General features: G+C 66.5%; 21 protein-coding genes. 9 read left to right on the top strand and 12 right to left on the bottom strand.

Annotated elements, in window-relative coordinates; genetic code table 11:
* Positions 1-1,051: MlrC C-terminal domain-containing protein (locus VH499_RS13365; RefSeq protein ID WP_332053235.1), on the top strand; the 1,051-nt coding region annotated here is incomplete at its 5' end.
* A 4-nt stretch (positions 1,052-1,055) separates the two neighbouring features.
* Positions 1,056-2,522, top strand: coding sequence for a D-aminoacylase (locus VH499_RS13370; protein WP_332053236.1), 1,467 nt, complete (start codon positions 1,056-1,058; stop codon positions 2,520-2,522).
* Between the two features lie 262 nt (positions 2,523-2,784).
* On the opposite strand, the gene dksA is transcribed toward VH499_RS13370, so the two are convergent.
* The 4 genes from dksA to VH499_RS13390 form a co-directional block, all read right to left on the bottom strand.
* Complete coding sequence (gene dksA / locus VH499_RS13375; protein WP_332053237.1) at positions 2,785-3,210, bottom strand: RNA polymerase-binding protein DksA; 426 nt, start codon at positions 3,208-3,210, stop codon at positions 2,785-2,787.
* A 114-nt stretch (positions 3,211-3,324) separates the two neighbouring features.
* Positions 3,325-4,176, bottom strand: coding sequence for a DNA-binding domain-containing protein (locus VH499_RS13380; protein WP_332053238.1), 852 nt, complete (start codon positions 4,174-4,176; stop codon positions 3,325-3,327).
* The gene (locus VH499_RS13385; protein WP_332053239.1) at positions 4,160-4,999 is read right to left on the bottom strand and encodes a DUF692 domain-containing protein; all 840 of its coding nucleotides are present in this window, start codon (positions 4,997-4,999) and stop codon (positions 4,160-4,162) included. The genes VH499_RS13380 and VH499_RS13385 overlap by 17 nt, the downstream gene beginning before the upstream one ends.
* 3 nt (positions 5,000-5,002) lie before the next feature.
* The gene (locus VH499_RS13390) at positions 5,003-5,248 is read right to left on the bottom strand and encodes a DUF2282 domain-containing protein (protein ID WP_332053240.1); all 246 of its coding nucleotides are present in this window, start codon (positions 5,246-5,248) and stop codon (positions 5,003-5,005) included.
* Between the two features lie 107 nt (positions 5,249-5,355).
* Here VH499_RS13390 and VH499_RS13395 point away from each other — a divergent pair, with 107 nt between their 5' ends.
* Entirely contained in the window at positions 5,356-5,565 is a 210-nt protein-coding gene (locus VH499_RS13395) for a DUF3553 domain-containing protein (RefSeq protein ID WP_332053241.1), read from the top strand.
* Here the strand turns inward: VH499_RS13395 and mobA are convergent.
* Positions 5,498-6,208 (bottom strand): molybdenum cofactor guanylyltransferase, encoded by a 711-nt coding sequence (mobA, locus tag VH499_RS13400; RefSeq protein WP_332053242.1) that lies wholly within the window; start codon positions 6,206-6,208, stop codon positions 5,498-5,500. The two genes, VH499_RS13395 and mobA, sit on opposite strands and share 68 nt — an antisense overlap.
* A 46-nt stretch (positions 6,209-6,254) precedes the next feature.
* On the opposite strand from mobA, the gene VH499_RS13405 reads away from it, so the two are divergent.
* Positions 6,255-7,055 carry a hypothetical protein gene (locus VH499_RS13405; RefSeq protein WP_332053243.1) on the top strand — a complete coding sequence of 267 codons (801 nt, stop codon included), beginning with the start codon at positions 6,255-6,257 and terminating at the stop codon, positions 7,053-7,055.
* Positions 7,056-7,064: 9 nt separating this feature from the next.
* Here VH499_RS13405 and pdeM read toward each other — a convergent pair whose 3' ends face one another.
* Both pdeM and VH499_RS13415 read right to left on the bottom strand, forming a co-directional pair.
* Positions 7,065-7,787, bottom strand: coding sequence for a ligase-associated DNA damage response endonuclease PdeM (gene pdeM / locus VH499_RS13410; RefSeq protein WP_332053244.1), 723 nt, complete (start codon positions 7,785-7,787; stop codon positions 7,065-7,067).
* On the bottom strand, positions 7,784-8,281 hold the full coding sequence (locus tag VH499_RS13415) for a L,D-transpeptidase family protein (protein ID WP_332053245.1): 498 nt from the start codon (positions 8,279-8,281) through the stop codon (positions 7,784-7,786). Before VH499_RS13415 ends, pdeM begins: the two co-directional genes overlap by 4 nt.
* 46 nt (positions 8,282-8,327) lie before the next feature.
* On the opposite strand from VH499_RS13415, the gene VH499_RS13420 reads away from it, so the two are divergent.
* From VH499_RS13420 to VH499_RS13435, 4 genes are all read left to right on the top strand, one after another.
* A complete protein-coding gene (locus tag VH499_RS13420; protein ID WP_332053246.1) occupies positions 8,328-9,116 on the top strand; it encodes an EipB family protein in 789 nt (262 codons plus the stop codon).
* Positions 9,117-9,359: 243 nt separating this feature from the next.
* Complete coding sequence (locus tag VH499_RS13425) at positions 9,360-10,727, top strand: MFS transporter (RefSeq protein WP_332053247.1); 1,368 nt, start codon at positions 9,360-9,362, stop codon at positions 10,725-10,727.
* 144 nt (positions 10,728-10,871) lie between these two features.
* Positions 10,872-12,260 (top strand): Na+/H+ antiporter NhaA, encoded by a 1,389-nt coding sequence (nhaA, locus tag VH499_RS13430; RefSeq protein ID WP_332053248.1) that lies wholly within the window; start codon positions 10,872-10,874, stop codon positions 12,258-12,260.
* Between the two features lie 288 nt (positions 12,261-12,548).
* Positions 12,549-14,012 (top strand): adenylate/guanylate cyclase domain-containing protein, encoded by a 1,464-nt coding sequence (locus VH499_RS13435; RefSeq protein WP_332053249.1) that lies wholly within the window; start codon positions 12,549-12,551, stop codon positions 14,010-14,012.
* A gap of 35 nt (positions 14,013-14,047) precedes the next feature.
* Here the strand turns inward: VH499_RS13435 and VH499_RS13440 are convergent, their stop codons facing one another.
* The 5 genes from VH499_RS13440 to VH499_RS13460 are packed head-to-tail and all read right to left on the bottom strand — an operon-like array spanning position 14,048 to position 18,415.
* Entirely contained in the window at positions 14,048-15,205 is a 1,158-nt protein-coding gene (locus VH499_RS13440) for a DUF1501 domain-containing protein (protein ID WP_332053250.1), read from the bottom strand.
* Between the two features lie 11 nt (positions 15,206-15,216).
* Positions 15,217-16,755, bottom strand: a complete 1,539-nt coding sequence (locus tag VH499_RS13445; RefSeq protein WP_332053251.1) for a DUF1800 domain-containing protein — start codon at positions 16,753-16,755, stop codon at positions 15,217-15,219.
* Positions 16,756-16,765: 10 nt separating this feature from the next.
* Complete coding sequence (locus VH499_RS13450; protein ID WP_332053252.1) at positions 16,766-17,278, bottom strand: Spy/CpxP family protein refolding chaperone; 513 nt, start codon at positions 17,276-17,278, stop codon at positions 16,766-16,768.
* A gap of 1 nt (position 17,279) precedes the next feature.
* Complete coding sequence (locus VH499_RS13455; protein ID WP_332053253.1) at positions 17,280-17,819, bottom strand: hypothetical protein; 540 nt, start codon at positions 17,817-17,819, stop codon at positions 17,280-17,282.
* Positions 17,820-17,869: 50 nt separating this feature from the next.
* Positions 17,870-18,415 carry a sigma-70 family RNA polymerase sigma factor gene (locus VH499_RS13460; protein ID WP_332053254.1) on the bottom strand — a complete coding sequence of 182 codons (546 nt, stop codon included), beginning with the start codon at positions 18,413-18,415 and terminating at the stop codon, positions 17,870-17,872.
* Between the two features lie 100 nt (positions 18,416-18,515).
* Here VH499_RS13460 and VH499_RS13465 point away from each other — a divergent pair, with 100 nt between their 5' ends.
* A complete protein-coding gene (locus tag VH499_RS13465; protein ID WP_332053255.1) occupies positions 18,516-20,072 on the top strand; it encodes a gamma-glutamyltransferase family protein in 1,557 nt (518 codons plus the stop codon).
* The last annotated feature ends 98 nt before the right edge of the window (positions 20,073-20,170 follow it).

The following is a 20,170-nucleotide window of genomic DNA, read 5'->3' on the forward strand; positions in this document are numbered from 1 at the left end:
CGTCATCACCGGCTATCGCACCTACCCGCACATCGACATGGCCGACACGGCCCGCCGTGCCGGCCGGACCCTGATCCGTGCCCTCGCGGGAGAGGTCGAGCCCAGGATGGTCTGGGGCAATCGCCCGATCATGAGCAGTTCCCTGGTCCATACGCCTTCGCGTGAGCCGATGAAGACGTTGATGGGCATGGCCAACGAGGCCGAGGACAGCGGCGAGGTGCTGAATGCCTCGGTGTTCGGAGGCTTCCCACAGGCGGACATCCCGCATCTCGCCCTCTCTTCCGTGATCGTGTGCGACCGGCGCACGGCGGAAGGCGAGGTCCTCCTGAACAGGATTCTCGATGCGGCGTGGGAGAAGCGCGAGGGCTTTCTCTTCCATCCCGAGGCGCTGTCGGTCCAGGTCGCGCGCGCCAAGTCCTATGCCGAGGGTCCGGTGGTCATGGCCGACCATGGCGACAACACCGCATCCGGCGGCACGCAGGACGTCATGAGCGTGATCGAGGAAGCCATCAAGCAGGGCCTCGAGGACGCCTGCGCCGGCCCGATCTGCGATCCCGCCTCAGTTGCGCAGATGATCAAGGCCGGGGTCGGCGCGGAGATTGCCCTCGAGCTCGGCGGCAAGGTCGACATGCCGACCATGGGACTGAAGGGCAAGCCGCTCAAGGTTTCCGGCAAGGTGAAGGCCGTCACCGACGGCGAGTTCGTCGTGACCGGCCCGATGGCGACCGGCACGACCGTGCGCATGGGCCGCACCGCCGTAATCGATACCGGCAGGATGCTGATCGTGGTCTCGGAGAAGCGCGCCGAGCCCTACGACCTCGGCGTCTTCACCCATTGCGGCATCGATCCACGCGCCAAGAAGTTCGTGCTGATCAAGTCGCGTCAGCATTTCCGCGCCGGCTTCGAACCGATCGCCAGGCATATCGTGATGTGCGACGGCGACGGCTGCACCGCGTCCGACCTGAAGCTCTTCAAGTACACCAGGGTCAAGCGGCCGCTTTATCCGTTCGACCTCGACATGCGGCTCGGCCGCAACGCAGCCCGGGAGTAGGTCCATGGCCAGTTACGATACCGTCATCCGCAACGGCCAGGTGGCCGACGGAACGGGCAGGAAGCTGTTTGCCGCCGATGTCGCCCTGAAGGGCGACCGCATCGCCGCGGTGCAGGCACCAGGCACGCTCAAGGGCGACAACGAAATCGACGCCAGAGACAAGGTCGTGGCGCCGGGCTTCATCGACGTGCACACCCACGACGACACCGCACTGATCGACAACCCCACCATGGCGATGAAGGCGAGCCAGGGGGTGACCACGGTGGTGTGCGGCAACTGCGGCGCCTCGGCGGCGCCGTTCACGCGCCCCGACATCGGCCATTTCCTGACGCTGATCGTCAAGAAGCAGGCCAATGTCGCCAGGACCTTCGGCGAGTTCGCGGCCAAGGTGGAGGCGGCGAAGCCCGCGATCAACGGCGCCTTCCTGATCGGCCACTCGACGCTGCGCATGAACGCCATGGGCGACGATCTCGCCCGCAAGGCGAGCGCGTCGGAGATCGGCGTGATGCGCGATCTGCTCGACCAGAGTCTCGAACAGGGCGCGATCGGCATGTCGAGCGGTCTCTTCTATCCGCCGGCGATGGCGGCTTCGACCGACGAGGTGGCCGAGATCGCGAGGCCGCTCGGCAAATGGGGCGGCGTCTACACCGCGCACATGCGCGACGAGGGCGACGACATCCTGAAGTCGATGGACGAGACCTTCGAGATCGGACGCCGCGCCGGAGCCGAGGTGATCGTCTCGCACCACAAATGCTCGGGCCGCAGCAATTTCGGCCGCATGAAGGAAACGCTGCCCAAGTTCAGCGCAGCCATGAAGCAGCAGCAGATCGCCTTCGACGTCTATCCCTACATCGCCGGCTCCACGATCCTGCGCAAGGAGATGCTCGACCGCGCCGACAAGGTGCTGATCACGTGGTCCGACACCGTGCAGGGCGTGAGCGGCCGCGACCTCAAGGACATCGCCCGGCAGATGGGCTGCTCGATCCACGAGGCCGCCGATCGCCTGCAGCCGGCGGGCGCGATCTATTTCATGATGGACGAGAAGGACGTGCAGGCCGCCATGGCTCATCCCGGGGCGATGATCGGATCGGACGGCATTCCCTTCGACACGCATCCCCATCCGCGTCTCTGGGGCACGTTCCCGCGCGTGCTCGGGCACTATGCCCGCGATCTCAAGCTGTTCCCGCTCGAGGACGCCGTGCGGCGCATGACGTCCTACTCGGCCCAGCGCTTCCATCTCACCGGACGCGGCGAGGTGAAGCCGGGCTTCTACGCCGACCTCTGCGTCTTCGATCCGGCGACGGTGATCGACACCGCCACATTCGACAAGCCGATCTCGCCGGCCAAGGGCATCGACACGGTGCTGTGCAACGGCCAGGTCGTGTGGCGCGACGGCAAGCCCGGCGGCGGCCGCTCGGGCCGCGCGCTCCGGCGGCAGGACCTGCAGGCGGAGGCGAAGGCTTCGGCGTAAGGCAGCCCGCCGAAGTTGACATGGCCGTCCCTCCCGTCGCGGATCCCGCGAGAGCGAGCGAGACGCTCGCGGTCCACATGAGCATGAGCGGCCGGATCGAATGGCGCGATCTTCAGGACCGCGAGAGCGAGCGAGACGCTCGCGGTCCATATGAGCATGAGCGGCCGGATCGAATGGCGCGATCTTCAGGACCGCGAGCCTCCCGCTCGCTCATCGGGCGGACCGGGCCAACGAACGAAGGACCTGTCTCGACAGGTCCTTCTCAGTCGGCTCCCTCGTCGCGCCGGGTGCGCTCGAGGCGTTCGTGTCGCTCCTGCGCCTCGACCGACAGCGTGGCGATCGGCCGGGCTTCGAGACGCTTCAGCGAGATCGGCTCGCCGGTCTCCTCGCAAAAGCCGTAGGTCCCCTCGTCGATCGACTTCAGCGCGCCATCGATCTTGGAGATCAGCTTGCGGAAGCGATCGCGGGTCCTTAGCTCCAGCGAGCGATCGGTCTCCGCCGTGGCGCGGTCGGCGAGATCGGGCTGGGCGAGACTCTCTTCCTGCATGTTCTGCAATGTCTGGTTCGATTCCTCGATCAGCTCGGCCTTCCACTTCAGCAGCTTTTGGCGGAAGTATTCCTGCTGCATCGCATTCATGAACGGTTCGCGGTCAGTCGGCCGGTAATTCTGCGGCAACGTGATCGACATCGTCGGCAACTCCACTCGCAGCCACTACATCTCCGCCCGGGGGAAAGGCGGACTTTCAAAAGCGCGCGGAGTATAGGGAGCAACCATTCGGCTGCAAGTTCGTTCCTGCATGCCTCACGGACTCTTGTCGTGCGGTGCAGCAAAACTTTGAGCGGCAAAAGCCGCCCGCGGGCGGCCCATTACGGAGTCATTCCAAACCTGATGCTGCATCGCAGCAAAGACGCCCAGATCAAGCAACCGTGCAAAGGTCACGGAAAGATCGAAGGTGGCATCGGCCGCAAAAGCGGCGAGCGCGCCTTCTTCGAGACAGGCGCCGGCTGCAAGAGACTGCAGGAACGCCGCCTCTGCCTCGCTCACCGCGACGAACCCCGCATCGTCGCGACGCCGGAAAACCAACAGGCGGGCATCTGCCTCGTCGAGGTCGACCGTGTCTGCCGGCGCGTCCGGCCGGCAAGTAGCCCAGATCCGGTCGAGCGGATAGATCGATCGAATGACGGTCGTTCCCGCGGCGAGGTGGACCGTTCTCGAAGGAAGCTGCTCGATGGGAACGGTCGTCAGATCGGCCGCGGACAAACGAGGGTCTGCCGGACTGTGGAAGGCGAGATTGAGGGCCCAGTCCAGTCGGGCGACGTCCGCAAGATAAGGCAGATCACGCGCGGGCTCGTACCTCTCGACGAAATCCGCGAACTCTTGCCCGTATTCGCTCAGCACCGGCTGCGTCGGCAGGTTCGTCGCGATGAACGCACGGGCCATTGCACGAAAGAAGCCTTCGCCCACGAGCTGGCGGACGGTCGAGAACGTCCCGGCGAGAGCCGTCGCGAGGCTCGCGTGAAGATGATGGCGATGAATGCGCAGACGTGCCGCGGCGGGAATCGAATCGCCGACGACCGATCCGACGATTCCGGCCGCGTCGCCCGAGACGAGGTAGGCGGCCATCGCCGCCTGCAGATCACGCAGCGCGAGCATGGCCTCTGCCTTGCTCGGCCACGACCCGGTCGGCGCACGCGGCCTCGTCGAGCAGCACCTCCAGCGCCGGAATGTCGGCGTCCCATTCGATCAGGGTCGGCCGCGGACCCAAACGCGCGACGATTTCTCCGAACAGCGACCACACCGGCCCGCCGACCCGGCTTGCGTGATCGTCGATCAGGATGGGCGCGCCGTCGGCGTCGTTCACCGTATGGCCGGCAAGGTGATATTCGGTGATGGCCTCCATCGGAAGCCCGTCGAGCCAGGCCTTCGGATCGAGCCGCAGATTGCAGGCCGTGACGTAAAGGTTGTTGGCGTCGAGCAACAGACCGCAGCCGCTCCGCCGAGCCACTTCCGAGAGGAACTCCGGTTCCGACAGGGTCGAGTGGGTGAAGGCCAGGTAGCTGGACGGGTTCTCGAGGGAGACTTGCCGGCCAAGCCTTTCCTGCAGCCGCGACACGTTGCCTGTCACGATCCCGAGCGCCTCCTCGGTGTAGGGCAGCGGCAGGAGATCGTCGAGATAGCGGCCATCGGATACGCTCCAGGCCAGATGATCGGAGACATGAGCGGGCTGCAGCCGGTCTATCAGGCTCGCGACACGCGCCAGATGGGCTTCATCGAGGCCATCGGCCGAACCCAGGGACAGACCAACGGCGTGCACGGACAGGGCATAGTCGTCGCGCAGCCGCTCGACCGCCTCGAGCGCGGGTGACGGCGCCAGATAGTTCTCGGCATGGATTTCCAGAAAGGCAGTCGTCGGCCGGTCGCGCCCGATTGCCGCCAGATGCGGCGCGCGCAGGCCGATGCCCGCGACCGGCGCCATCGCTCAGCTCGAGGTCAGCTTGCCGCCGACGATCTTCTGGCACGTGCCCTTCGGCACGGCGAGCCAGGCGTCCGTCTGCCCGTCCTTCTTCGACGTGCCGGCGCAGGACGAATGATCGGTCTGGCAGTCGTTCTTGCCTGCCTTGGCGACGCCGTAGCATTTCTCGACGTTGCCTTGCGCCTGCGTCGGCAGCGGGGCGGCGATGGCGGCGGCGAGCGCGGCGGCGATGGCGATCCGGGTCGTACTCATGCGATGCTCCATTGAGTGATTACGCTTATACGCCAACTTGGCCGCCCAGCCTGTCACAGACCGGCCAGCGGCCGAGGTCTTGCCTCTCACAGAAACTTGAACCCGTCATGCCCGAAAAAGCCGGAAATGCCATGCTGTCGCCCGGCGAGTTCGTTCGCCATCCCGACCGGCCGGACTGGGGCCTGGGCCAGATCCAGTCGATGATCGGGCACCGCATCACGGTCAACTTCGAGAACGCCGGCAAGGTGGTCATCGACGGGAACGTGATCGAGCTCGTCGCTGCCGATCCAGGGCCACCTGACGTTCCGCGAGCCTGAGGTCTTCGGGCGTATTGACGTTCAGAAACGAGCGATCGTCGTCCGGCCAGGCAAGCTCCGCGAAATCGTGTCGGCGCGCGAAGTCCTCGGCCCGCCGGATTCCTTCCTTCAGGACGGCGCGCCGCAGATCGGCCACGAGCGTCACCGACCAGACACCCAGCGCGTGCTCGCGGCGGCGTCCGTGGCGCACCATCAGCACCTCCGGCTCGGGCACGTGCATGTGGCCGCACAGCCGCACGGTCAGGTCGAGGGGCAGGAGCGGCACGTCGGCCGGAGCGCTCAGGATCCAGCCGACATGCGGATGGTGTTCGCGCGACCATTCCATGCCTGCCAGGATACCCGCCAACGGTCCGAGCGGTCGCCCTTCCTGCCGGGCGAGACGCCGGACCTCGGGCGGATCGGGGATGACCGACACGTTCAGCGTCCGCAGCTCAGGGGCAGGATCGTTGGCCACCACGACCAGATCCATGACCTGCGGCGCCAGACGCTCGACGACGTGGGCGAGCATCGGCTTGCCGGCCAGCCGGCGCAGCGGCTTGGGCGCGCCCGGTCCCATGCGCCTGCCCTCGCCTCCCGCCAGCACGACGCCGACCAGCGCCGCCGCGCGCACCGGGCCGAGATCTTGGAGTGCGTTGACCGCCATGGGCGCACTATGCGAAGCGCTGGACGACACGCAAGGGGAGGAACACATGGCAATCAGCGTCGCCAAGGTCGCCAACTGGCTGCAATCGGTCGACAAGGCGCGGGCGGTGGTCGGCTGGTGGCCGGCCCAGTACATGCCCGAAGACGAGCGAACGGCATACAAGGTCCAGGACGCCTTCCTGAAGAAGCTCGTTCCCAGGCAAGGTCCCGTCGCGGGCTACAAGATCGGCCTGACCGCGCCGCAGATCTGGGAGCAGACCGGGTTGCGCAGCCCCGCCTACGGGCCGATTCGCAAGAAGCGCGTCTTCCACGAGAAGACCTCGGTACGCGCCGACCGGTGGACGCGGCTCGGCGTCGAACTCGAGATCATCCTCACGGTGAATGCCGACGTGCCGGCGCCGGCGGACACGGCCTACGACAAGGAGTCCATCGCTCCCTATGTCGGCGACGCCAGAGCCGGCTTCGAGCTGATCGAGGATCGCGGCGCCGACTACAGCCGGCTCTCGGCCTTCGCCCTGATCATGGATCTCGGTTGGAACGGCGGGTCGCTGCTCGGCAAGGCGAACCGGAACTGGCGCGACCTCGACCTCGCCAATCTCGACGGCTCGATCTCGTTCGACGGCAAGGTGGTGCGCACTGGTCATTCCGGCGACGTGATGGGCCATTGCTACAACTCGCTGGCGTGGCTTGCCAACAAGCTCGGCGAGCACGGAAAGCGCCTCAGGAAGGGCATGATCGTATCGTCCGGCAGCATGGTCGCCTGCCAGTTCGTGCCGCCGGGCAGCACGGCTGTCGGCAAGATCGAAGGCTTGGGCGAGGTCACGCTGAAATACGACCTGCCCAGATAGCACCGGCCGTCACTCCGCCTCCCGGATCCAGGCGAATGGCGCCAAGGAGGCGTCCGGGCGGAGCTGACGCCACGAGAGGCGGCGCACGGCATCCTTGCCGACGACCAGCGCGTCGTAGTCGTCGGGGAAGAGTTGGGCGATCGCCGGATCGAGCGCATTGAGCCCGCCGGCGTAAGTGCCGAACGCCGGCAGGATCACGCGGCGGCCGTCGGTCAGGAAGCAGCGCCGGCGAAGACCGCGGCCGCGCACGCTGAGCGCCGCCACGGGATGGTAGTGCCCCGATATCTCGCCCTCTGCAGGGCCGAACTGCGCCTCGTGTCGAAAGATCAGCGGGGCATCGGCGATTTCCTCGGCGACATGTCCCCAGCCGTCGGGCGGGGGCCCGGGATCGTGGTTGCCGGCGATCCAGATGAACCGCGCCAGGCGCGTCAGACGCTCGATCTCCGCCCGCTCGACTCCCGGCAGCCGCGCGATCGCGTTGCGGTCGTGAAAGGAGTCGCCCAGGCAGACAATCGTTTCCGGCTGCAGTCCGTCGATCAGGGCGCCCAGCATCGCCAGCGTCTGGCGCGTATCGTGCCGAGGCAGGAGCTTCAGCGCGTTGACCGCGTAGGACGAACCCTTCTCGAGATGAAGATCGGCCACGGCGATCAGGCGGCGGGACGGCCAATGAAGCGCGCCCGACGGCAAGGCCTCCAGCCGCTCGCCGGCGCACAGGAATTCGAAGCCGTTCATGGATGGATCACCACGCGCGCGCCCGTCGGCACCAGCGACCAGATCTCGCGAATCTCCCCGTCGGTAACGGCGACGCAGCCGGTCGTCCAGTCCTTGGCCGGATGGCGCACGATCAGCCTGCGCAGCCCATTGGGCAGGCCATGGATGTAGATGTCGCTGCCGGGCGAAGCACCCAGCCTCGCGGCCCGTGCCTTGTCGTCCGTGTCGGGATAGGAAATGCGCAGCGACAGGTGAAACGAGCTTTGCGGATTGCGCGCATCGATCCGGTAGGTGCCCTCGGGCGTGCGCCCATCCCCTTCCCGCTCCTTGTGTCCTTGCGGCGAAAAGCCCAGCGCCACGCGATAGCTCCTGACGACTGTGCCCCCACGCCTGAGGTCGAGGCGGCGCGCACCCTTGAAGATCTCTACCAGATCGGCCTGCAAGCCGGCCGCCGCCATCGCCGGCGCCACGGCCGGCCTGCGCCATGTCAGCGCCACGAAGTCACGCCATCTCATCGCCGGTACGATTGACCTTCCGCAGTCCTCTACGCAAGGTGGCTCGATGAGTCGAGGTGTGTGTTTCCTGGTGGCGGCGGCGCTGCTCGTTCCTCACTGGGCGTCGGCGCAGATGCAGCCCCATCGCGCCCAGTATGTCCTGCGGCTCGGCACGGCGGCCAACGCACCGCGCATCGGCACTGCCGTTCAGGACATCACCCTCGACTGCGCGGGCTGGCACATCAAACGGGACATTTCCACGGAGATCGCCATCACCTCGTCCTGGAAGCTCAGCCTTGCCTCGAAGCTCGCCGGCGAGGAAGCCCGCGACGGCGGCGGTTTCCGCTATCGCATGGTGCAGATACAGAACGGTGACGAGCGCGATACGAGAGGCAAGATCGAGCGCAGCAAGGGCCAGCTTCGGGCCGACATCGTCACGCCGGCCGGGCCGACGCATTTCGTCCTGCCGCCGCAGACCCTGATGCCGGTCGCCGCCATCGGCCATCTGGTCGACCGGCTGCGCGCCAAGGCCAGCGCGTTCCCGGCCCTGATGTTCGACGCCGAGGTCCTGGGCGACGCCTTCCTGGTCGATGTGACCGCGCTCGATCCGGGGACCTTGCGGCCGGCGGCGCCGGCAGAAAAGCCGGTCGCGGTGCCGGCCTCGCACTCATGGCCGGTGTTCATGAGCTTCACGCGCGGCCGCGAGCAGGATCAAAAGCCGCTCTTTTCGGTCAGCGCCAAGATCTATGACAACGGCGTTCTGGACCGCCTGACGGTCGATACCGGGCTTTTGAAGGTCGGCGCCGACCTGCAGGACCTGCAGATGCACAAGGCCCCCACCTGTCCCGGCTCCTAGCGCAGGGTCCGTCGAAGTTGACATGGACGTGCCTCCCCAGCATCGCCGGGAAGGAAATGACTCATGCCGCATGGATCGCGCTATGGCGCCGAGCGTCGGTCTGCCGGCCGGATCCAAGGCGCCCAATCGGACTCAGGATTGTCGCCGCAAGACCTTTGGCAGTCGGGGGCCGGCCCTATATAACCGGCGGCAGCATGGCGCCCTCCCGCAGCGCGCAAGGAAAGAAAACAGGAAGGCTCGTGGGTGAATAGAGGACCGACCGGTATCGGCGCCGCCGGCAGTGCCCGAATAAAATTCGACCGTCTGGTCGCCTATTCGACCCTGCAGCTCCCGCTCGCCATGGCGGCGCTGCCGGTCGTGCTGAATGTCAGCCATTTCTACGGCGAGGTGCTGCGGGTTCCGCTCGAGCTGATGGGCGCGATCTTCATCTTCGCCCGCGTGATCGACGCCATTCAGGATCCGCTGATCGGACTGATCAGCGACCGCTTCACGCATCGCGGACCGCGCGGGCGGCTCACCTTCGTCGGCCTGATGGTCCCCGTCCTTGCCGGCGGGTTCCTGATGCTGTTCGCGCCCCCCGGGGGCTGGCAGGACAACCAGACCTTGATGGCCGTCTGGCTGGTAGCCGCACTGCTCCTGGTCCACTTCGGCTATTCCGGCGTGTCGATCAGCTATCACTCGCACGGCGCGGAGCTGACCGACGACTACAACGAGCGGACGAGAGTGACGGTCGGACGCGAGGTGTTCGGCCTGATCGGCATGACGGTCGCGGTGGTCCTGCCGACCGTGCTCACGAGCCTGTTCGACGACGCGCACGGATACACGATCCTGGGGCTGCTGTTCATCCCCGTCGCCGCCCTGTTCTCCGCGCCCACCTTGCTCGGCGCCGGCCCTTCGGTGCATCCGCCGGTCGTCCATGCCGAGCGCAATGCGTTCGTCGCCTTCTTCGCGCCGCTCAAGAACCGCCTGTTCCGGCGCCTGCTGCTGATCTTCATCGTCAACGGCTCGGCACTGGGCGTGGCGGTGACGGTGATGCTGTTCTATGTCGAGCACGTGCTCGTGGGCACGAAGGTGCAGGCGGGGGTCATCCTGCTCGTCTATTTCATCGCCGGCGCGGCGAGCGTGCCGATGTGGCTCGTGGTGTCGCGTCGCGTCGGCAAGATGGCGGCCTGGTTCTTCGGCATGCTGCTGACCGCCGCCGCCATGGCACTCGCCGTGTTCGTGGGGCCGGGCGACTTCCACTGGTTCCTGGTTCTCTCGATCGCGACCGGTGTCGGGATCGGCGCCGACTACGGTCTTCCGCCGTCGATCCTGGCCGACATCATCAACGCGCCGGAGAGCGGCGACACGCGCGGCAAGACCGGCACCTACTTCGGCCTTTGGGCGCTTTCGACCAAGCTCGCGACCGCGATCGGCGCCGCCGGTTCGTTGCCGGTATCGGCCCTCCTCGGCTTCGACCCGGCACGAGGCGAATACAACACGTCGGCCCTGATCGTCGTCTACATAGTCATGCCGGTGGCCATCAAGATCGTGGCCGCGGTGCTCTCCTGGTTCATCGCGGTCGAGCCCGAGCGCGGCTCCGTGCGCAAGGAGTTGACCGGACGGGGCTAGGGCCGACGACCGGGTCTGACGCGAGTGTCGAATGCAGTTGCCTCCTCGGTGCAGCCGTGCGTAATGGCCACCGGGTGTCTGCTGCATCCTGCAGCGAGGCAGGGTCGTGCGCTGGTCGGGCCGCCACGCCGAGTGAGCGCGCCCATGGATCGACGATCCTCCCGCCTTGATCTTCCGAGAGCCCAACGCTTGGCCGAGCGAGCTCTTGCAACTCTGGAACGCTTCCTGCATGTCGAGGCCGCCAGCGGCGTCGCCCTGCTGGCCGCGGCCGCCATCGCACTGATCTGGGCCAACTCCCCGTTCGCCCACAGCTACCACGCCCTCTGGCATGTCCCGCTCTCGGTCGGACTCGGGAACCTGGCTTTCTCCCAGCCGCTGCACTTCTGGATCAACGACGCGCTGATGGCCGTCTTTTTTCTGGTCGTCGGCATGGAGATCCGGCGCGAGATCCATGAAGGGGCGCTGAGCGAGCTCAGCCAGGCAGTCCTGCCTGTGGTGATGGCTATTGGAGGCGTCATTGTCCCGACACTGATCTATCTGGGGCTGAACGTTGATCCTGTGCGTGGCCAAGGCTGGGCCGTGCCCACCGCCACGGACATCGCCTTCGCAGTAGGCGTGCTTGCCCTGCTGGGCCGCTCAATTCCGGGCAATGTCAGGGTCTTCCTGTTGGCCTTGGCCATCATCGATGATGTCATTGCCGTGCTGGTCATCGCCTTCTTCTATTCGGGAGGGTTCGATTTCAGCGGTTTCATGATCGCCGCGCTCGGCATCCTGCTGGTCCTGGGACTGCAGTGGATCGGCGTTGGCTCGGCCTATGCCTACATTGCTCCGGGAGCGGTGATTTGGATCGGCCTGCTGATGACCGGTGCTCATCCGACCCTCGCAGGCGTCGTGCTCGGGTTGATGACGCCCGCGCGGTCCATGCCCGTGCGCGAGCAGCCGGTGGAGGAGGTGTCACGCGTTGCCGAGGAATTGCGAAGTCGCGACGCCGCATCGGATGAGCATCGCCTGGTCCAGGCTCTGCGCCAGCTTCGCCGGACCCGCCGGGAGATGCTGCCGCCAGCGGTGCGCGTGCAGACGGCGCTGCACCCTTGGGTCGCATATGGCGTCATGCCTCTCTTCGCGCTGGCAAACGCCGGCGTCAGCCTTGGCGGTGTCGACCTCACTGCGGGCGGAGCGCAACTCGTCACACTGGGCGTAGCCTCTGCCCTGGTTGTGGGCAAGCCGGTTGGCATTGTCGGCATTGCCTGGGTCATGGTCCGGCTGCGCTGGAGTCGGTTGCCACCAGGCGTGTCATGGGGAGGCATCTTCCTGATCGGGCTGCTGGCTGGGATCGGCTTCACCCTGTCGATCTTCATCGCCATGCTTGCCTTCGCCGACGAAAACCTCCTGGGCGCGGCGAAGCTTGGTGTGTTGCTGGGTTCGCTGGTCGCAGTCTTCCTCGGCCTCGGCTGGGGTGCGGGATACGTTCGGCGACTGCGTGGAAGGATTGATTTCTCAGGTCGAAGGTACGGCCGCTGTGCAGCTAGTTAAGTCGTTGGTCGGGCTTGGCCCAATTGCGACGGCCTCGACTTTCCAACCTCTCACAAAGGTTTCGCCCGGTCACTGGGACAGGGGCCCGACGCTACACCCCTGATCAACTGCAGGCGTTCCGCGAGGGCATGGATGCGCCCGGCGAGGTCGAGGGGCGCGACGACGTGCTGGTCGAGCGCTATGGCGAAGCCAAGGAGGCGCGGCTGCCGGATCTCGCGAGGGAGCCGGCGGCGGAGTAGCTCGCGACGACCCGAAGAAGCTGATAGATTGCCATCTCGGGGGTTCGCGATGACATCCATTGACGAACGGCTTCTCGAAAGCAGGATGACCCAGATCGAGCAGGCTCGTGCCTGGAGTCCTCGCGTCATCTCCAAGTTCGAGACGTTGATTCGTGGCGGTGACGAGGTCAGCGTCTACCGCGCCAATCCCTTGGCCTTTGCCCGCGATCGCGGCGTGGCCGAGTCGGAGTCCATCGACCTCTTCCTTCACGCCGCTCGCGCCGGGCTGGTCGATATGCATTGGGACATTCTCTGCCCCCATTCGGGCCTGGTGCTGGAAAGCTTCGGCAAGCTGCGCGCGCTGCGCAGCCACTTCGTCTGCGGACTGTGCGATATCGATGGTCAAACCGGGCTCGACGACTTCATCGAGGTTTCGTTCTCCGTCTCACCGCAAGTCCGGCGCCTCGCCTTGCACGAGGTCGACAATCTCTCGATCGAGGATTTGCACTGGAAGCTGAAATTCGCCAACAGCGGGCGGCTGCCCGGCGGACAAACCCGGTTTGTCGATGTGTTGCGCAGCCTTGTGCGCGGCATGACCTATCTGCCGCCCGGTACCACAACGATGCTGCAGGCTGAGATCGGGCCCGGCGCCCTCTCTGGCGTCAACGTCCAGACGCAGGCGGGCTTCATGCTTCCGGTCGTTGGCGCCGCCGCCCCTGCACGGACGCCCGACACTCCGACGATCGTTCGCGTGATCTATGACGGGCAGCGTTTCACCCCTGCCGTTTCGGCCGTGCCGCCGGGACCGGTGGTCTTCGAGATCAGCAACACCGGTCCCAAGCGCGGCGCGGTGCTCCTGATCAACTGGCCACCTGACATCGTGGCCATGCCGGAGAAGCCGGCGCTCGAATTCGATCCCTACGTCTCCGGCGGCATGCTCCTGACGCGGCAGACCTTCCGCAAGCTCTTCCGCTCCGAGCGCGTGGACGAGGAAGAAGGCCTCGGCATCCGGCAGGTGACGTTCCTGTTCACCGACTTGAAAGGCTCGACCGCGCTCTACGAGCGTCTCGGTGATCTCAATGCCTACGCCCTGGTCAGGGAACATTTCGCCCTGCTCGACGCGGTCGCCCATAGGCATGCCGGTGCCATCGTGAAGACCATCGGCGACGCCGTGATGGCAGCGTTTTCCCGGCCGGTCGACGCTGTAGCGGCGGCGCTCCGCATCCTGCAGGAAATCGACCAGTTCAACCGCGACCACGGCCAGCCCGCCATCATTCTCAAGATGGGTGCCCACTGCGGGCCGTCCATCGCCGTGACACTCAACGAGAATCTCGACTATTTCGGCCAGACCGTGAACATAGCCGCGCGCGTGCAGTCCTTCGCCGATGCCGGCGAAATCTGTCTGACGGAAGCGCTCTATACGGCCTCCGGCGTTCGCGAGCTGCTGGCGGCCCACGATGTCAAGGAGTTCGGCGCGCCGCTGCGCGGCGTCGAGGGCAACGCGCGGGTCTATCGCGTCACTGGCCGATCGTAGCGTTGGATTCGCCCATCCGGCCGCGGCCCGAAGTCTCACGCGAACAGATCGAGGGGCCGGACCGGGCGCTGGCCGAAGTCGCGCCGCAGCCCCCAGCAGCCTTGCGCCACGGTCGAATAGACGTTGCGGAAATCGACCGTGTGCTTGAGATCGCCGTCCTGCAGGTCGGCAAGCGACGGGTAGGCGCCATGAAGGCCGCCCTTCACCTTGCCGCCCATGACGAAGTGCGGCGCCGCGGTCCCGTGATCGGTGCCGCCGCTGGCATTCTGGCGAGCCCTTCGTCCGAACTCCGAGTAGGTCATCACGACAACGTCGTTCCACAGGCTGGCCGCGAGCATGTTCCTGCGGAAGGTCGCGAGGCCGGATGCCAGGAAGCCGAGCAGCCGTTCCTGGGTCGGCACCTGGTTGGCATGCGTGTCGAAGCCGGCCAGCGCCACCTTGATCGCCACCACCGGTACGCGCGCCGCCAGGATGCGAGTTGCGAGATCGAGTTCACGACCGAAGCCGTTGTCCGCGCCGAAGGCATAGGCCGGCCTCGGCCCGTCGCGCAGCTTGTCGTGAAGTCCTGCGGCGGCGCCGTTCACCTCGTGGCGCACCTCGAGAACATGGCGCAGGGCGGGATTGCGATCGTCGCGCGGCTCGTTCGACTCCTTCATCGCCGTGGCCTGGCGCAGGAAGTTCTCGGCGTCCTGCATCACGATCGTGCGCAGGCCGGGTCCCATCATCGGCAACGCGTTGTTGTCGGCGACGATGCTGTCGACGCCGGCGCCGCGCGGCAGCTGGACGCCGTCGAAGGCGCGCGACAGCCAGCCCTCGCTCAGCGTCTGGCTCGAGGCCGAAGCGGTGTCCCAGATCTCGATCGAACGGAAGTGCGAGCGATTGGGATACGGATAGCCGACGCCCTGTATGATGGCGAAATCGCCCGCCTTCCACGCTTCCATCAGGGGATCGAGCTTCGCATGAAGCCCGACCCGCTCGTCGAGCTGCACGGTCCTGTCGCGCGCGACGCCGATGCCCGGGCGGAATTGCCGGTACAGCGGGTCGGCGTACGGGATGACAGTGTTCATGCCATCGTTGCCGCCCTTCATCTCGACCAGAACCAGCACGCGGCGCTCCTGCTCTGCTGCGGCCGAACCGGCCGCCATGACGACGGAGAGAGCGGAGGAGCCGAGAAGGAAATGGCGGCGGTCCATGACAAGCCTCCTCATTTCAACTGATAGGCGGGGTCGAGCATCGCCGCGGCAACGACGGCACCCGGCGATTGCGCGGCGCTCGCCACCGCATCGATCGGCTTGCGCGGAAGAAGCGTGCGCAGGAGTGTCGCGTTGTCGGCGCCGCTCAGCGTCGGACCGAGCCGCGCCTCGCCGGCCGCACCGCGCAGGCTGCGGCCTTCGACGGGATAGGGCTCCATGGTCTGCGCCGGCATCTCTTGCCGGCGATCGGCGCGGCGACCCGGGCGTCCCATCGCCATGTTGCCGTCCAGGGAGGAAACGGTGGTGGCCTCGATCAGGCGGCGCAGGAATTGCTGGCGCAGCAGCAGCGTGTTCGTTGTGATCCAGCTATCGCCGCCGGGCCATCCCTTGACATTGGGCGGAGCGAACGGCGCCTGGCCGAGCCCCGCTATCATGCGCACCAGCGGAGTCTGGTCCGGCACAGGCAAGCCGAACACATGCACCGTTCCGACGATCAGTTCGATCGGCGACTTGATCAGGGCGGCCCGGTTGACGGGATCGCGGAAAGCCGGCGACAGGAACAAGGCCCGCAGAAGCGGCTTCATCTCGTAGTTGCCGCTGCGGAACAGGCCGGCGAGGCGCTTCACCTCGCCCGGATCGGGCGTGGAGGACACGAACTCGCGCCACAGCTTCTCGACGATGGTCTCGGCGGTCCGCGGATGACGCAGCAGGATCGCAAGGATGTCGTCGCCGGTGAAATGCCCCGATTGCCCGAGGAAGGTTTTTTCGCCGCCATCGTGGAGCTGCATGCGGTCGACGAACCGGCCGCCGTCGCGATCGATCGACCAGCCGGTGAAGGCGCGGGCCGCGTTCTTGATGTCGGCTTCGCTGTAGTGACCCTCGCCCAGCGTGAAGAGCTCGAGCAGCTCGCGGGCGAAGTTCTCGTTCGGCTGGCGCGCCACGTTGCGGACGCCATCGAGGTAGATCAGCATCGCCGGGTCGTGCGCCACCGCCTTCAGCAGGGTGGCGAAATTGCCGAGGGCCTCGCGGCGGAACAGCGTGTTCTGCCGGTACAGCGCCGGCACGTACCGCACCTTCTGGATCGAGGAGGTGAAGTGGTTGTGCCAGAACAACGTCATCTTCTCGACCAGCGGCTGGTCGGTCACCAACATCTCGTCGACCCACCAGTTGCTCAACTGGCGCCCCTGCTCGCGCACGAGCTTGGCCACTTCGTTCACCGGCTTGCCGTCGGCATTCTTGCCGGCCGCAGCCAGCGCCGCCTGGCGCCGCTCGCGCAGCGTGGCAAGATCCTCGCCGACCCAGGATGGCGCCGCGCTCGCCGCCTGGGCATGAAACCTCGCCAGCAGACCCTCGACCGCGGCGGCAAAGTCCATCGATGCCAGCGCCTCGATCTCGGCCGGCGTGGCGCCGAACGCCGTCCGAGAAAGGAGGTGACGGGCATCGTCGAAGCCCATCGCCGCGGCGGCCCGGATCGGCCGCGGGGTGGAGAGCGCTGCGGCAACGACAGCCGCTCCGCCTACGAAACGACGCCGACCGAGACGAGCCATCATGATGACTCTCCTATTGCTGCGGGCGGGCCGGGCGCGGGCTCCCTGGTGGCCGCCAGCCGGGAGGGCCGCCGAAACGCTCGGCGAGGATGGTATGCAATTGCTGACGCTGCGCCGGACGAAGCTCGGCGGCAAGCTTGGCGAGCGCCGCAAAATTCTCCTTCTGCGAATCGGCCCGCAGCCTGGTCATCCGGTCGACGAGCGAGTCGATCTGCGTCATGTCGAACTCGGGCTTCTTCAGCTCGTCCGCCATTGCGTCGCGAATCTTCTGGATCTCGCGAAACCGGTCATGCCGGTCGCTGGCGTAGCGATCGAACACTCCCTTCAGTGCCTGGCGCTGGGAATCGTCGAGCTTGAGATCCTGCGCCAGCATTTCCAGCGGGCCGCCGCGGTTCGCCCACGGCCGGGGGCCGGCCTGGGCAAGGGGGGGAGGCGCGATCCACGTCCGATAGACGAAGCCCGCCAGGACGAAGCAGTTCAGCAGCAACGAGAGGCCGAGCAGAATCTGAGTGAATCGCAGCGACATCTCAGATGCTGTCCGTGAACAGATCGTTCAATTGATGCGACGTGTCGGTGCCGAACGGCTTGAAGAAGGCGCTCGATTCCTCCGCCGACGCGTATCTCTGCTCGGCAAAGGACGCGCCGAGGCCGCCGCCCATCACGAAGCCGGCAGCCGCGACCAGGACGGCAAGGCCGGCCATGACGCCACGATGCAACGACCCGACCGACGAGAAGGGCGCGGCCAGCCACGCCACGAAGCGCCACGAGCCGCGGCCAGACGAACGCTCGGCCGGGAAGCCCACCAGCGCCTGCGCCCGGATCGCCAGACGCGGCGGTGCGGCAGGCAAGGGCTTGCCCAGGATGTCGGCAAGATCGAGCGCGGCGGCGCGCAGCTCGGGATCTCCGGCGACCGCTGCGTCGATGCGCGCGGCGTCGGCTTCGGGCAGCCGACCTTCCAGCCAGGCCGCGAAATCGAGGTCGGACACGGCCGCCAACGACGGACTGCGGCCGAGCGCGAGGCTCTGCCACAGATCTCTGTCGCTCTTGGGGGTACGTTCCGCAGTCATAAGAGTCTCCTGCACTACCTTACGCCATACCGACCGTCTTTATCCCCGATCTACGGTGCTTCCTCGCGGAAATGTTCCCGCAGCCGCAACAGGGCCTTGTGGTGCGTGCTGCGGACGGTCTGAGCGTCGATCTTCAGCAGTTGTGCAACTTCGGCCACATCCCGCTCCTCATCATACAGGAACTTCAGGATCAGGGTCTGCCGCTCGGTCAGCAGGCCGTCGGGGATCCTGAGCTTCTCGACGTGGCGATCCTCGACCGCCAGGACCGCCTCCGGAACATCGTCGAGCGCCGTGGCGGCCTGACGGCGACGCCGGGCAAAGTCGACAGCAGCCGAACGCGCCACCACGGCAAGCCAGGTCGACAGACCGGCACGCGCCGGATCGTAGGTTCTCAGGAGCCGGAAGTCCTTCGCACAGAGGCGCACGAAGACGTCCTGCGCCGCGTCCAGCACATCGTCCTCGCTGGGCCGATAGGCGCCGAGAGATCGGCGAACGACGGCATTGATCAGCGGCGAGGCGGCGAGGACGAACGCATCCCATGTGCGCTTGTGGCCCGCCACCAGGGAGCGCAGGTCGATCTGGTTGAGCTCCGTCACGCCTGCGTTCCGTCCCCTGTCTGTCCGCAGAGCAGTCTATCGGGGTTTGTGGCCAAATGAGGCCCAGCTACAGTCGGCGCGCAACGAGCGAGAGGGATCGATGAGCGAGTCGCTGACACGGCAAATGAAGATCACCAAGCAGGCGGTGCGTGGCAAGGGTGTTGTCGTCGCCCAGAACTGCCGGGCAGCCGAGGTCGGCGCCGAGGTCTTGCGCAAGGGCGGCAATGCGATCGACGCAGCGGTCGCCACCGGCATGGCGATCGGCGCCCTCGAGCCCTGGATGAGCGGCATCGGCGGCGTGGGCTTCATGACCCTCTGGAGCGCCAGGGAAAAGCGCGCCTGGACCATCGACTACGGCCCGATCTCCGCCGGCAAGCTCGATCCTGCCGCCTACCGGATCGTGGGTCCCGGTCCCGCCAATCCTTTCGCCTGGCCGGACATCCTCGAGCAGCGCAACGAGGTCGGTTACCACTCGATCGCCGTGCCCGGCATGGTCGCAGGCCTCGGCAAGGCGCTCGAACGCTTCGGCACGATTCGCTGGAAGGATGCGCTGGCGCCCGGCATCGCCCTCGCCGAACGAGGCATGGAACTCGACTGGTACATGCAGCTGATGATCGCCAACGGTGCGCAGCATCTTTCCATGTTCCCCGCGTCGCGGGCGAGCTACCTGTGCGACGACGGCCGCGTGCCGACCAACGACTGGCAAGGCACGACGCGCTATCTGAAGCTCGGCAATCTCGGCCAGACGATGCGGCGGCTGGCCGAGGGCGGGCCGCGCGAGTTCTACGATGGCGGCCTTGCGCGCGACATCGCCGCCGACCTGCAGGCGGGCGGCTCGGCGATCACCTGCGAAGATCTCGGGGCCTACGATGCGAGGATCGTCGATCCGCTGTCATTCGAGCATCACGGCGTGACGATCAACGTGGCCGGCGGTCTGACCGCCGGACCGACCTTGCGGCGCACGCTCGAGCTCCTGGGCGATCGCACCCGCGGCCAGGGCGCGCCCGATGCGGCGTTCTTCACCGCAGTGGCCGAGGCCATGCATCGGGCCTACGAGGAACGGCTCAAGACCCTGGGCGAGAAGCCGACCAACACCTGCACCACCCATTTCTGCGTCGCCGATGGCGATGGCAACATGGTGGCGCTCACGCAGACGCTGATGTCGCTGTTCGGCTCCGGCGTCATGCTGCCCAAGACCGGCATCACGATGAACAACGGCATGCTGTGGTTCGATCCCGAGCCCAACCGGCCGAACTCGATCGCTCCGGGCAAGCGGCCGCTCTGCAACATCTGCCCGGTGGTCGTCGTCAAGGACGGGCAACCCTGGTTCTGCATCGGCGCTTCAGGCGGGCGGCGCATCGTGCCGGCAGTGACCCAGCTTGCGATGATGCTGGTCGACCGCGGCCTCGACGTCGAAGCGGCGTTCCACCAGCCGCGCATCGACGTGTCGGGGGTCGGCCCGATCCGGGTCAATCGCGATCTCCCCGACGCGGTGAAGAAGGCGATCGCCGCCCGGCTTTCGGTCGTCGAGGTGACCAACCAGATCTCGCCACTGGGCTTCGCCAATCCCTGCTGCATCGTGCGCGACCCCGCGACCGGGAAATTGACCGGCATGAACGAGGTGATGTCGCCATGGGCTGGCGGCGCGGCAATCTGACCAGCCAATCTCGGACCCCGGCGACCAACATTTTGCATGGTCCATGATCCATTCTCCCCTGTTTAGGTCGCGCCGGGCGGTTTATAATGCGAAATTAT

Source organism: Reyranella sp. (genome assembly GCF_036558665.1).
Classification (GTDB): Bacteria; Pseudomonadota; Alphaproteobacteria; order Reyranellales; family Reyranellaceae; genus Reyranella.

Bases quoted from the DNA above. Each gene is read 5' to 3' on its own strand.
- VH499_RS13420 (WP_332053246.1), top strand. From the start codon at position 8,328: ATGAGTCGAGGTGTGTGTTTCCTGGTGGCGGCGGCGCTGCTCGTTCCT.
- VH499_RS13440 (WP_332053250.1), bottom strand. From the start codon at position 15,205: ATGGACCGCCGCCATTTCCTTCTCGGCTCCTCCGCTCTCTCCGTCGTC.
- VH499_RS13405 (WP_332053243.1), top strand. From the start codon at position 6,255: ATGGCAATCAGCGTCGCCAAGGTCGCCAACTGGCTGCAATCGGTCGAC.
- VH499_RS13455 (WP_332053253.1), bottom strand. From the start codon at position 17,819: ATGACTGCGGAACGTACCCCCAAGAGCGACAGAGATCTGTGGCAGAGC.
- VH499_RS13380 (WP_332053238.1), bottom strand. From the start codon at position 4,176: ATGCTCGCGCTGCGTGATCTGCAGGCGGCGATGGCCGCCTACCTCGTC.
- VH499_RS13390 (WP_332053240.1), bottom strand. From the start codon at position 5,248: ATGAGTACGACCCGGATCGCCATCGCCGCCGCGCTCGCCGCCGCCATC.
- dksA (WP_332053237.1), bottom strand. From the start codon at position 3,210: ATGTCGATCACGTTGCCGCAGAATTACCGGCCGACTGACCGCGAACCG.
- mobA (WP_332053242.1), bottom strand. From the start codon at position 6,208: ATGGCGGTCAACGCACTCCAAGATCTCGGCCCGGTGCGCGCGGCGGCG.
- VH499_RS13395 (WP_332053241.1), top strand. From the start codon at position 5,356: ATGCCCGAAAAAGCCGGAAATGCCATGCTGTCGCCCGGCGAGTTCGTT.
- nhaA (WP_332053248.1), top strand. From the start codon at position 10,872: ATGGATCGACGATCCTCCCGCCTTGATCTTCCGAGAGCCCAACGCTTG.
- VH499_RS13445 (WP_332053251.1), bottom strand. From the start codon at position 16,755: ATGATGGCTCGTCTCGGTCGGCGTCGTTTCGTAGGCGGAGCGGCTGTC.
- VH499_RS13385 (WP_332053239.1), bottom strand. From the start codon at position 4,999: ATGGCGCCGGTCGCGGGCATCGGCCTGCGCGCGCCGCATCTGGCGGCA.
- pdeM (WP_332053244.1), bottom strand. From the start codon at position 7,787: ATGAACGGCTTCGAATTCCTGTGCGCCGGCGAGCGGCTGGAGGCCTTG.
- VH499_RS13435 (WP_332053249.1), top strand. From the start codon at position 12,549: ATGACATCCATTGACGAACGGCTTCTCGAAAGCAGGATGACCCAGATC.
- VH499_RS13415 (WP_332053245.1), bottom strand. From the start codon at position 8,281: ATGAGATGGCGTGACTTCGTGGCGCTGACATGGCGCAGGCCGGCCGTG.
- VH499_RS13370 (WP_332053236.1), top strand. From the start codon at position 1,056: ATGGCCAGTTACGATACCGTCATCCGCAACGGCCAGGTGGCCGACGGA.
- VH499_RS13450 (WP_332053252.1), bottom strand. From the start codon at position 17,278: ATGTCGCTGCGATTCACTCAGATTCTGCTCGGCCTCTCGTTGCTGCTG.
- VH499_RS13465 (WP_332053255.1), top strand. From the start codon at position 18,516: ATGAGCGAGTCGCTGACACGGCAAATGAAGATCACCAAGCAGGCGGTG.